The organism is Streptomyces sp. NPDC001443, assembly GCF_053597355.1.
In genome coordinates, this window is sequence record NZ_JBSFIA010000004.1 from 9,680 (window position 1) to 22,492 (window position 12,813).

The window sequence follows — 12,813 nt, forward strand, 5'->3', positions numbered from 1 at the left end:
GTGCACGACGACGGAGCGAAGGCAGCGAGGGGTGGGGAAGTGAACGGAAAGTCATGGCGGCGCGTCCGCAGACGGACGGCGCTGTTGATGTCGGCGACGCTGGTGGGCGTCCTGATCCAGGCGGTGACCGGGCAGTCCGCCGCCGCGGAACCCACCGGGCCGCCCGGCCTGCACGACCTGGAAAGGTCTCATCCCGGGCACGCCCGCACGATGGAGCCGCGCAGGCAGGACACCTCGTCGCTCACCCCGAAGGGGGACCCGGCGGCGGCCTGGCCGGCCGCCGGTGAGGCGACCGCCGCGGTGCCCGCCGCGCGCATCACGGCCGCGGGCGGCGCGGCCCGCACCCGGTTAGGCGGGCTGCCCCTGTCCGTACGCGCCCCGAAGGACGCGGGCAGGAGCGCCGACCGCGTCACCAAGGCGGATGTGCGCGTCCTGGACCACAAGGCGGCCGAGCGTGCCGGGGTCGGCGACGGCCTGCTGCTCACCGTCGGCCGGGCCGACGCGGGCACCCGGACGGGCAAGGTCGGCCTGGAGATCGACTACAGCCGGTTCGCGCAGGCGTACGGCGGCGGCTACGGCTCCCGGCTGCACCTGGTCAGGCTGCCCGCCTGTGCCCTGACCACCCCCGCCCAGGCGTCCTGCCGTACCGCGACACCGGTCGCCGCGGCCAACGACGTCGAGCACCACACCCTGACCGCGGACACGGTCACCGTCCCCGCCGGACCCGCCGAATCCGCCGGGACCGCCGGCCGGAGCGCGGCGGCGGTGGCGCCCTCGGCGACCGTCCTCGCCGTCACCGCCGCCGCCTCCGGCACCCAGGGCGACTACAAGGCCACCGCCCTGTCCCCGTCCGCGACCTGGCAGACCTCGCTCAACACCGGCGACTTCTCCTGGTCGTACGACATGGACGTACCGGACGTGCCCGGCAGCCTGGTCCCGAACGTGGGTCTCACCTACTCGTCGGGTTCCGTCGACGGCCGTACGACCACCAGCAACAACCAGGCCTCCTGGATCGGCGACGGCTTCGACATGTGGCCGGGCTCCATCGAGCGCTCGTACAAGTCGTGCGACGACGACGGGATCAAGGTCGACGGGAACAAGCCCGGCGACATGTGCTGGGGCTACGACAACGCCACGCTCAGCTTCAACGGCCACGGCGGCGAGCTGATCCAGGGCTCCGACGGCACCTGGCACCTGAAGAACGACGACGGGACCCGCGTCGAGCGACTGACCGGCTCCGCCTCCGACGCGCGCGACAACGGTGACAACAACCAGGAGTACTGGAAGGTCACCACCACCGACGGCACCCAGTACTACTTCGGCTACAACAAGCTGCCCGGCTGGAGCTCGGGCAAGGAGACCACGGACTCCACCTGGACGGTGCCGGTCTACGGCGACGACGAGAACGAGCCCTGCCACGCGAGCACCTTCGCCGGCTCCTGGTGCCAGCAGGCCTGGCGCTGGAACCTCGACTACGTCGTGGACACGCACGGCAACGCCATGGCGTACTACTACGACCAGGAGTCCAACAGTTACGGCCGCGCCCTGAAGGCCGCCGACGACACGCCGTACGTGCGCGGCGGCACCCTGGACCGCATCGAGTACGGCCTGCGCAGCGACACGGTCTACTCCGCCCAGCCGCTCGGCAAGGTCGACTTCACCTCCACCGAGCGGTGCATCCCCGAGACCGGGGTGACCTGTGCGGCGGACACCATCGACAGCAAGTCCTTCTACTGGTACGACACGCCCTGGGACCAGAACTGCAAGGCCGGCACGGACTGCACCGGCCAGTACTCGCCCACCTTCTGGACCCGCAAGCGCCTGGCCAACGTCACCACGCAGGTCCTCAAGGCGGACGGCACCTACGGCAACGTCGACTCCTGGGACCTGACCCAGCGCTGGGGCCAGGCCGACATCGACTACCAGCTGCTGCTGGACTCCATCCAGCACACGGGCAGGTCGGCCACCCCCGCGGTCACCCTGCCCAAGGTCACCTTCACCTACCACCAGGACGCCAACCGCCTGGACAGGACGGGTGACGGCACCGCGCCCTTCATCAAGGCCCGCGTGTCGAACATCGCCGACGAGTCCGGCGGCCAGGTGTCCGTCAACTACTCGGCGGCCGCCTGCTCCTGGGACAGCCTGCCGACCCCGGAGACCAACACCACGCGCTGCTACCCGCAGTACTACACGGCCTCCGGAGACGCGGACCCGAGCCTGCAGTGGTTCAACAGGTACGTGGTGACGTCGGTGACCCAGACCGACCGCACCCGGCAGTCCCCCGACGAGGTCACCGAGTACTCCTACCTGGACGGTGCCGCCTGGCACTACGACGACGACGAGGGCCTGACCAAGGAGAAGTACAAGACCTGGTCGCAGTGGCGCGGGTACCGGCACGTCCGGGTGGAGTCCGGCGGCACCTCCGGCATGGTGACCCAGGCCGACCACTACTTCCTGCGCGGCATGAACGGTGACCGGCTGAACAAGGACGGCGGCACCAAGGACGTCACCCTCGACAACGGGGAGGGCGCCACCATCGCCGACTGGGAGGCGCTCGCGGGCTTCGAGTACCGCACCGAGGACTACTCGGGTCCCGGCGGCCGCATCCTGGACAAGACGGTCAACCACGGCTGGTTCCACGAGACCGCCAAGCGCTCCCGCTCCTGGGGCACCACGACCGCCAACCACTCCGGCACGGACTCCACGCACACCTACACCTCGCTGGACGACGGCGTGGGCGACCGGTGGCGCGAGACCACCAGCTACACCACGTTCGACGACGCCACCGGCCGGGCCACCCAGGTGAACGACCTCGGGCAGACCGGTGACAGCGACGACGACCAGTGCACTCGGACGACCTACGCGGACAACCCCACGGCCAACATCTACGCGCTGGTCTCCCGGGTGGAGACGGTCTCGGTCAAGTGCGAGACCACACCCCAGCGGGACAAGCAGGTCGTCTCCGACGAACGTACGGCCTACGACGGGAACGACTACAACGCGGCACCCACCAAGGGCGACGCCCGCTACACCGCGACGCTGACCACCCACGACGGCAGCACCGCGACGTACCTGGAGAAGGGCACCGGCTACGACACCTACGGCCGCGCGGTCAGCACGACCGACATCACCGCGACCGTGAAGGCGGACGCGGCCGGCAAACTGACGCGCACCGCGCGCGGCGACGGCCGGACCACGACGACCGTCTACACCCCCGCCACCGGTGTCCCGACGAGCTACAAGGTCACGGGCCCGCCGACCAAGCCCACCGATGCCACCACCGCGCAGTCCGTGACGACCACCCTCGATCCGCTGCGCGGCGCCACCACGGCGATCGTCGACACCAACCTCAAGCGCATCGACTACACCTACGACGCTCTCGGCCGCTCCCTGAAGGTCTGGCTGCCCAACCGCGCCAAGGACACCCAGACGCCGAACTACGAGTTCAGCTACACCGTCGCCGACTCCCAGGCACCCGCCGTCGGCACCAGGACCCTGCGCAACGACGGGACCCAGGAGACCGCGTACGACCTGTACGACGGCTTCCTGCGGCCCACCCAGACCCAGGATCCCGGCCCGAACGGCGGCCGGCTGCTCACCGACACCTTCTACGACGCCCGCGGCCTGACCGTGAAGTCGTTCGCGAGCTACTACAACAGCTCACCGCCCTCCACGGTCCCGCTGACCCTGGACGACGCCCTCAGCGTGGAGACGCAGACCTGGATCGCCCACGACGGTCTCGGCCGGGAGACCGAGCGCAAGGAGGTCGCCGGCAACGGCGACGGCGACAGCACCACGGTGCTGTCCACCACCACGACCCGGTACGGCGGTGACCGCGTCACCGTCACCCCGGCCAAGGGCAGGGCCGCCACCACCACCGTCACCGACGCCCGCGGCAACACCCGCGAGCTGTGGGAGTACCACGGCAACACGCCCACCGGCGACCACGACGTGACCACCTACGACTACACGCCCGCCGGCAAGGTCTCCAAGGTCACCGACCCGGCCGGGAACAAGTGGACGTACGAGTACGACCTGCTCGGCCGTGCCACCCGGACGACCGACCCCGACAAGGGGACGATCGTCTCCACGTACGACGACCGGGGCAGCCTGCTCACCGTCAAGGACGACCGCACCAAGGACGCCGACAAGGTCACCCTCGCGTACGCCTACGACGGCATCGGCCGCAAGACCGAGCTGCACTCCACGAGCGTCACGGGCCCGTTGCTGGCCAAGTGGACCTACGACACGGTGACCAACGCCAAGGGACAGCCGGCGTCGTGGACGCGCTACGACGGCTCCAACGAGTACACGACCGCGGTCACCAGCTACGACGCCCTGTACCGGCCGACGCGCACCACGACCACGATCCCCGCGTCCGAGGGCGCTCTCCAGGGCACCTACCAGGAGGACACCGGCTACAACCTGGACGGCACGTTGAAGGGCGTCAGCTATCCGGCGGCCGGGTCGCTGGCCGGTGAGTCCGTCGCCTACGGCTACGACGCCACCCACCGCCTGATCACGGCGAAGGGCGCGACCGACTATCTGACCGCCGTCACCTACGACGACATCGGCAGGGCCCGCCGGGTCGAGGTCGGCACGACCGGCGGCAAGAAGACCTACCTCGACAACTCGTACGAGTGGGGCACCGGGCGGCTGAAGACCTCCCGGGTGGAACGCGAGGGCATCGCCGGCGTCGACCGCTCGACCGTCTACGGCTACGACGAGTCCGGCGACGTCCTGTCCATCTCCGACGCCTCACGCGACGGCACGGACAACCAGTGCTTCCAGTACGACTACCTCCAGCGCCTCACCGAGGCCTGGGCGCAGGGCACCACCGGCTGCGCGGCCGCACCGTCGGCCTCGCTGCTCGGCGGACCGGCCCCGTACTGGCGGTCGTACACCTACGACAAGACCGCGAGCGGCGCGTCGGAGGGCAACCGGTCCCGCGAGGTGGTGCACGACCCGAGCGGGGATACCGCGAAGGACATCGAGCACGACTACAGCTACCCGCCCGCGGGCACCACGCAGGCGCACACGCTGACCCAGGTGGACACCGCCGGCCCGAGCGGGAACACCGCGCGGAGCTCCTACTCCTACGACGAGACCGGCAACACCCACACCCGCACCATCGGCGGCAACACCCAGAACCTGGACTGGGACGCCGAGGGGCACCTGGCCAAGGTCACCGAGCCCGACGGCAGCGGCGGCTCGAAGACCACGACGTACGTCTACACCCCGGACGGCGAGCGGCTCGTCCAGCGCACCCCGACCGAGACCACGCTCTACCTGGGCGGCAGTGAGATCACGCTCGCCAAGGGTGCCACGAAGGCCAAGTGCACGCGGTACTACGACCTCGGCGACGGCGTCCAGGCGATCCGCGGCGACGACAACAAGGTCTCCTTCACGCTCGCGGATCACCAGGGCACCGGCCAGCTGTCCGTGGACGCCGCGTCCCAGGCGCTCCAGCAGCGCCGTACGACTCCCTTCGGCGCGCTGCGCGGCAGCACACCGTCCGCCTGGCCGGGCACCGAGGGCTTCGTCGGCGGCACGCAGGACACGGCGACCGGACTGACGCACCTGGGGGCCCGGGAGTACGACGAGTCCCTCGGCCGGTTCATCAGCGTCGACCCGCTGATGAACCTGGACGACCCGCAGTCGCTGAACGGCTACGCCTACAGCGACAACAACCCGGTCACCCTGAGCGACCCCTCGGGCACGACCCACTGCGACGTCGTCCCCGAGCTGTGCCACCACTCGACCCCCAAGCAGGGGGGACAGTGCCCGAGCCTGAAGAACCCGCAGTGCCCCGAGTACAAGGGCGGTGGCGGCACCAGCGACAAGGGCTCCGTCGGCGACCAGGTGAACAACCCGGACGTCGCCAAGGCCAAGAAGATCCAGAAGACCAGCCTGCTGGACGTCGCCAAGAACGTCGGCTGGGACTTGTTCAAGTCGTTCATCGGCTGGGACGACTTCATGGGCTGCCTCAACGGCGGTGTCTCCAGCTGCGTCAGCCTGCTGATCGACGTCATCCCGTGGGGGACGATGTTCAAGAAGGGCGCCGAGATCGTCAAGGGCGCCTGGAAGCTCTCCAAGGCCGTCATCAAGTTCCGCAAGGAACAGAAGTGGGCCCGCAAGATCATCGACGCGGCGGAGAGCTGCGTCGTCAAGCACAGCTTCCTGCCGGGCACCAAGGTCCTGATGGCGGACGGCTCCACCAAGAACATCGAGGACGTCAGGACCGGTGAATCGGTCGTCGTCACGGATCCCGAGACCGGGAAGACGTCGACGAAGAAGGTCGTCGCCACCATCACCACGGAGGACGACAAGGACTTCACGACCCTGACAGTGGCCACGGGCAAGGACGGCGCCACGTCCAAGCTCACAGCCACGGACACACACCCCTTCTGGGTACCGGAACTCCACTCCTGGATCAAGGCCGGCGAACTGAAGCCGGGTGAGGGACTGCGCACGAGCGCGGGTACCCGCGTCCGGATCACCGCGGTCTCCCACTGGACGGAGCTGCACCGCACGCACGACCTCACGGTCGACGAGGTGCACACCTACTACGTTGTGACGGGCGGGGTCGGCCTGCTGGTTCACAACATGGGGCGCAAGCCCGGCCAGCGACCCAACTATGACGCCGAGGGACCGCACACCACGTTCGTGCGACACGGCACGACGGGGCAGATCAAGAAGTATGCGGAGTGGGCGCCGCAGTCGAACCCTCGTAACCCGGCTCCGTTCGAACCCGTCAAGAGATTCGACCTGGAGGGTCCGTTCCACACCAATCCGGATGGCACTAAGGTGGATACGCCCCATATGAACCTTCCGGATGGGACGGCGCGTGGTCTCGAGGACTGGGAAAAGCCCATCGGATGCCCCTGAGGGAGATCGAGGTATGCGTTTCATTCTCTCCTGGTACGCGTCCAACTGCGACGGGGAATGGGAGCACGAGTTCGGCATCAGGATGGCCACGTCGGACAACCCCGGCTGGCACATCGAGATCGACGTGAGCGAGACCACTCTGGAAGGCGTGCTCGTGGAGCGCGTGCGGCGTGAACTTCCCGGAGGAGGCTGGATGATGGCCTGGAGCGACGGAACGGTCTTCCAGGCGGCCTGCAGTCCGCTCGTAGTCGGCGAGGTGGACGCGTTCTTCCAGAAGGTTGTCGAGGAATCCGCTCCCGGCTCGGGGGAGATTTCGGGCTGACTCGCCGGCGTCACCCACCCATCGGGGCCCACGGATCTTCCGTGGGCCCCGAAGCACTTGGCTCCGGCAGGCGCTCACTGCGTCGACAGGTCGTGTCACCGCTGGGCGGTGGTGGTCTCGATCTCTGCGGTGAACTTCTGGGCGGCTACGGGCTTGCCGTTGCTGTCGAGGACCGTGATGTCCCGGCCGTCGGCCTTGACCGCCGGGGTGCCGGTGACGTCGCTGTCGTAGAAGGTCTCGCCGACCTTGTCGGCCCAGGCGAGGTAGGTGCCTTCCTTGACGGCCTTGTTGAAGGCGTGCGTGCGCAGACCGGGCACCTTGTCGGCGATCTTCAGCAGTTCGGCGCTGCTGCCGAAGGTGTCCGTGGTCTCCTCCCGCGGCTGGGCGGCGTACAGGGCGGTGTGGAACTGCTTGAACAGGGCGGGGCTCTCGTTCAGGGCCGCTCCGAGCGCTCCGAGCGCGGTCCGGGAGCCCTTTCCTTCGAGGCGCTTGTCCAGGAAGGTGGCCATATGGAACTCGACCTTCACCTTGCCGGAGTCGGCGAGGGAGGTGAGGGTCGCGCCCAGGTCGCGCTCGAAGCCCGCGCAGTAGGGACAGCGCATGTCCTCGTAGACGCTCACGGTGACGGGGGCGCCCGCCTTCCCGTACGTGATCACCGTGCCGTCCTTGCCGGTGGTGTGCGCCGGGACGACGAGCTTCGCCGTCTTCGAAGCACCCCCCTCGGAGTCGCCGTCGGCGGCCAGCCCGATGCCGACACCGGCGGTGAGCGCGAGCGCGGTGGCCGCGGCGCCGATCACCAGGGCACGGCGTGAGGTCTTGTTGACGGGCATGGGCGTCCCTTGTCGCGTGGAGGCAGTGGACCGGTGGAGCCACTCTCGAGGCTAGAAGGGCGCACCATCTCCCCGGAAGGGTCCTTTGTCCCTTCCGGGGCGGGCCCGCCCACGCGGGCGCAGGGGGCTCAGACCTGGTCGTGCGGCGCGCACAGGCGGCGCAGTACCGTCCCGCAGCGCCGGGCATAGGCGTGTTGCAGGGTCCGCGTGGCCGCGCCGCCGGCCCGGGCGTACCACTTGGCCGGGCGGCTGAAGGCGGAGACGGTGAACCAGACCGTGCCGTCGCCGGTGCGGTGGACGACGAAGGACTCCTCGCCGCACTCGGGGTGACCGGGCAGCGTGCCGTAGGCCCAGCCGGCCCGGCGGGGCTCCTCGACCGCCCAGACCACCCGGCAGGGGGCCTTGATCAGGCCGGCCAGGGTGATGGTGACGTCCGCGCCGGGCTCGGCCCGGTCGGCCTTCGTGGTGACGCCGACGCCGAGCGCGCGGTGCATCTCCCAGGTGAGGACGGCTTCGGCGGCCCGGCGGAAGAGTTCCTCGCCCTCGCCGAGCCGGGTGCGTATGTGCAGGGGGTGGAAGCCGGGGGGACAGAAACCGGCGTGCTCGCGGGTCGCGCCGACGTCCGCGTACGTGAAGGACATGGGAAGCAAGGGTAGGGCGGTACCCCGGGACGTCGGAGTCCCGGGGTACCGCCCTGTCGACTGCCGTGCGGTCAGCTGACGTTGACCGCGGTCCAGGCCGCCGCGACCGCGGCGTACTGGGTGCTGCTGGAGCCGTACAGCGCGGACGCCGCCGACAGGGTCGCCGTACGGGCCGACTTGTAGTTCGTCGTCGACGTCATGTACGTCGTCAGCGCCTTGTACCAGATCTGGAGCGCCGCGGCCCGGCCGATGCCGGTGACCGTGGTGCCGGTGTACGTGGGCGAGTTGTAGGAGACGCCGTTGATGGTCTTCGCGCCGCTGCCCTCCGAGAGGAGGTAGAAGAAGTGGTTCGCGACACCGGACGAGTAGTGCACGTCCTTGCTGCCGACCGAGGAGGACCAGTAGTCCGCCGAGCCGCCGTCCTTGCTGGGCTTGTCCATGTAGCGCAGCGGGGTGCCGTCGCCGTTGATGTTGATCTTCTCGCCGATGAGGTAGTCGCCGACGTCGGAGGAGTTCGCCGCGTAGAACTCCACGCCCGTGCCGAAGATGTCGGAGGTCGCCTCGTTCAGGCCGCCGGACTCGCCCGAGTAGTTCAGGCCCGCGGTGTTGGAGGTGACACCGTGGCTCATCTCGTGGCCGGCCACGTCCAGCGAGGTCAGCGGGTGGGTGTTGCTGGAGCCGTCGCCGTAGGTCATGCAGAAGCAGCTGTCGTCCCAGAAGGCGTTGACGTAGGCGCTGCTGTAGTGGACGCGGGAGTAGGCGCCGACACCGTTGTTCTTGATGCCGTTGCGGCCGAAGGTGTCCTTGTAGAAGTCCCAGGTCTCCTGGGCGCCGTAGGCGGCGTCGGCGGCCGCGGTCTGGTCGGTGGAGGAGCTGGAGGCGGCGCCGGTGCCCCAGACGTTGTCCGCGTCGGTGAACAGCGTGCCGGTGCCGGAGGTGCCGTGGGCCAGGTTGTACGTCTTGTGGCCGCCGCGCGTGGTGTCGTACAGCTGGTACGTCGAGCCCGACAGGTTGGTGGTCAGGCTGACGGTGCCGGAGTACAGCGTCTTGCCGGTGCCGGTCGACGCGGTCTCGATGCCCTGGTACTCGAAGAGCTTCTTGCCGCTGGCCGCGTCGGTGATGACGTGCAGCTGGTTGGGGGTGCCGTCGTCCTGGAAGCCGCCGACGACCGTCTCGTAGGCGAGGACCGGGGTGCCGTTGCCCGCCCAGATCACCTTGCGGGGCGCGGCGTCCGCCGAGGTCTTCGCCGAGCCGGCCGCCTGCGCCGCGGTCAGCGCCTGCTTCTCCGCCGTGGCGGCGGCGATCTGCGGCTTGACGGAGGCGACCTTGAAGTTGGTCTTGAGACCCTTGGTCACGCCCTTGGTCGCGCCGGAGGCCGACTGGTGGACGATCAGGTCGCCGCCGAGCACCGGCAGACCCGCGTAGGTGCGCTCGTAGCGGGTGTGCACCGTGCCGTCGACGTCCTTGACGACGTCCTTGACGACCAGCTTCTCCTGGGAGCCGAGGCCTATCGCGGTGGCGGTCTCGGGCGCGTCGGCCTGCTGCTGCTGGATCAGCGTGGTGCGGGCGGCGGTGGAGAGCTGGAGGGGGGCCGCCGCGAGCGGTGCCGCCTTGGTGGAGTCCGCCGGGCTCTGGGCGACGGCGGTGCCGCTGGCGAGGCCGGTGGTGAGCAGGGCTCCGGCCGCGACCGCGGTGGCGATGGCCAGGGTGGTGCGCTTGTGACGCGCGTAGAGGGGGCTCACGCAAGCTCCTTGGTGGGGGAGTCCGGGCAGGGTGGGGTACTGCCCGGGTGATGTGAAGTTGCTGTGCTACGGCGGTTGGGGGAAGCCTCGCATCAAGGGCGCGTACATGTCAGGACCCCAAGGTGATGTTGACCGAAAGTCGACTGTCGGGTGAACGTTGCGGGAATGTAAATGGACTTGACCTCGGTAATGGACCGACCAGGTTCGCGCATGCGCATGGCAAAAAGCGGGCGCCGCCCCGGGGAGTCGAACCTCCGGGGCGGCGCCCTGTCCGCGGGTGCCGGGTGCGGCCCGCGGCCTACGGGAAGGTGAGCTTCCAGCTGTTGATGTAACCGGTGTCCTGGGCCGCCTGGTCCTGGACCTTCAGCTTCCACGTACCGTTGGCGACCTCGGAGGACGCGTTCACCGTGTAGGTCGCGTTCACGTTGTCCGCCGAGTCGGAGGAGCTGAAGTTCTTCAGGCGGTACGCCGACCCGTCGGGGGCCACCAGGTCGATCACGAGGTCGCCGCGCCAGGTGTGCACGATGTCGACCGAGACCTGAAGGTTCGAGGGGGCGTTGCCGGTCCGTCCGGAGACCGTGATCGACGACGTGACGGCCGCTCCGTTGTCCGGAATCGATACGTCGGCGGTGTTCTCGAAGGACGTGCCGCCACCGCCGCCGCCACCGGAGCGCGAGCCGACCGCGACGGCCGCCCAGGCGTCCTGCACCGCCTTGTACTCGGCGCTCGTCGTACCGTACAGGTCGCCCGCCGCCGCCAGGGTGCCGGTGCGGGCCGCCGCGTAGTTGGTGGTCGAGGTGAACTTCGTGGTGAGCGCGCGGAACCAGATCTTCTCCGCCTTGGCGCGGCCGATGCCGGTGACCGGAAGCCCGTCGGAGGTGGGCGAGTTGTAGCTGACGCCGTTGATGACCTTGGCGCCGCTGCCCTCGCTCAGCAGATAGAAGAAGTGGTTCGCGGGGCCCGAGGAGTAGTGCACGTCCACCGAGCCGATGCCGGAGTACCAGCTGTCCTTGGACGCGCCGTCCTTGCTGGGCTTGTCCATGTAGCGCAGCGGGGTGCCGTCGCCGTTGATGTTGATCTTCTCACCGATGAGGTAGTCGCCGACGTCGGTGGCGTTCGCCGCGTAGAACTCGACCGCCGTGCCGAAGATGTCGGAGGTGGCCTCGTTCAACCCGCCGGACTCACCGCTGTAGTTGAGGCCGGCGGTGTTGGAGGTGACGCCGTGGCTCATCTCGTGGCCGGCCACGTCGATCGCGGTGAGCGGGTGGGTGTTGCCCGAGCCGTCGCCGTAGGTCATGCAGAAGCAGCTGTCGTCCCAGAACGCGTTGACGTAGTTGTTGCCGTAGTGGACCCGCGAGTACGCGCCCACCCCGTCACCGCGGATGCCGGACCGCCCGTGCACGTTCTTGTAGTAGTCCCACGTCACCGCCGCCCCGTAGTGCGCGTCGGCGGCGGCGGTCTCCAGGTTGGACGCGCTGCCGTTGCCCCAGGTGTCGTCGGAGCCCGAGAAGAGGGTGCCGGTGCCGGAGGTGCCGTGGTTGAGGTTGTACGTCTTGTGGTTGCCGCGGGCGGTGTCCGTCAGGTTGTACGTCGACCCCGACTGCGTGCTGCCGAGCGTGACCGTGCCGCTGTACATCGTGTTCCCGGTGCCGGTCTCGATGCCCTGGTACTCGAAGAGCTTCTTGCCGGTGGCCGCGTCGGTGATCACGTGGAGCTGGTTGGGGGTGCCGTCATCCTGGAGGCCGCCGACGACGGTCTCGTAGGCGAGGACGGGCGTGCCGCTCGCGGCCCAGACGACCTTGCGCGGTGCCCGGTCGGCCGTGGCCCGCGCGGCGCCCGCGTCCTTGGCGAGGGACAGGGCCTGCCGCTCGGCCTGCGCGGCGGGGACGGCGGCGGTGAGCGAGGCGACCGAGACGGCGGACCGGGTGGCCCTGGTGACGGACGCGGTGGCTCCGGAGGCGGTGGTGTCGACGACCAGGTCGCCGCCGAGCACCGGGAGGCCGTCGTAGGTGCGCTCGTAGCGGGTGTGGACCGTGCCGTCGGCGTCCTTGAGGACGTCGCGGACGACGAGCTTCTCCTTGGCGCCCAGGCCCAGGTCCCGGGCGGTGTCCGCCCTGGCGGCGTCGGCCTCGCGGATCAGCGCGGCGCGCTGGGCCGGCGTCAGCCGGACCGATTCGGCGCCCGGTCTGACCTGGCCCGACACGGGCGCGGTCGGCGTCCGGTCGGGGGCGGCGGACGCGGCGCCGGACTGCACGGCCGCGGCGATCAGCGCCGAGACGCCGACGAGGGCGACGGCGGCGGTCTTGCGGTACGGGGTGTGGGAGGTGCGTCTGTGAGAGGAACTGCTGCTCAACACTGACTCCTTCTGCACGGCCGCGGATCGCACGGCC

At 69.5% G+C, this 12,813-nt stretch carries 6 protein-coding genes; 2 read left to right on the forward strand and 4 right to left on the reverse strand.

Going from position 1 to position 12,813, the window contains the following annotated elements; translation table 11 throughout:
• Window positions 1-39 precede the first annotated feature (39 nt).
• Window positions 40-6,888 (forward strand): RHS repeat-associated core domain-containing protein, encoded by a 6,849-nt coding sequence (locus ACWC24_RS06735; protein WP_450661750.1) that lies wholly within the window; start codon window positions 40-42, stop codon window positions 6,886-6,888.
• Window positions 6,889-6,901: 13 nt separating this feature from the next.
• Window positions 6,902-7,210, forward strand: coding sequence for an Imm53 family immunity protein (locus ACWC24_RS06740; protein ID WP_450661751.1), 309 nt, complete (start codon window positions 6,902-6,904; stop codon window positions 7,208-7,210).
• A gap of 95 nt (window positions 7,211-7,305) precedes the next feature.
• Here ACWC24_RS06740 and ACWC24_RS06745 read toward each other — a convergent pair whose 3' ends face one another.
• The 4 genes from ACWC24_RS06745 to ACWC24_RS06760 form a co-directional block, all read right to left on the reverse strand.
• Complete coding sequence (locus ACWC24_RS06745; protein ID WP_450661752.1) at window positions 7,306-8,040, reverse strand: thioredoxin domain-containing protein; 735 nt, start codon at window positions 8,038-8,040, stop codon at window positions 7,306-7,308.
• Window positions 8,041-8,168: 128 nt separating this feature from the next.
• Window positions 8,169-8,681 (reverse strand): DUF1990 family protein, encoded by a 513-nt coding sequence (locus tag ACWC24_RS06750; RefSeq protein ID WP_450661753.1) that lies wholly within the window; start codon window positions 8,679-8,681, stop codon window positions 8,169-8,171.
• A 71-nt stretch (window positions 8,682-8,752) separates the two neighbouring features.
• On the reverse strand, window positions 8,753-10,423 hold the full coding sequence (locus ACWC24_RS06755) for a M4 family metallopeptidase (RefSeq protein ID WP_450661754.1): 1,671 nt from the start codon (window positions 10,421-10,423) through the stop codon (window positions 8,753-8,755).
• A gap of 298 nt (window positions 10,424-10,721) precedes the next feature.
• Window positions 10,722-12,776, reverse strand: a complete 2,055-nt coding sequence (locus ACWC24_RS06760) for a M4 family metallopeptidase (protein ID WP_450661755.1) — start codon at window positions 12,774-12,776, stop codon at window positions 10,722-10,724.
• Window positions 12,777-12,813: the final 37 nt, after the last annotated feature.

Bases quoted from the DNA above. Each gene is read 5' to 3' on its own strand.
- ACWC24_RS06740 (WP_450661751.1), top strand. From the start codon at position 6,902: ATGCGTTTCATTCTCTCCTGGTACGCGTCCAACTGCGACGGGGAATGG.
- ACWC24_RS06745 (WP_450661752.1), bottom strand. From the start codon at position 8,040: ATGCCCGTCAACAAGACCTCACGCCGTGCCCTGGTGATCGGCGCCGCG.
- ACWC24_RS06750 (WP_450661753.1), bottom strand. From the start codon at position 8,681: ATGTCCTTCACGTACGCGGACGTCGGCGCGACCCGCGAGCACGCCGGT.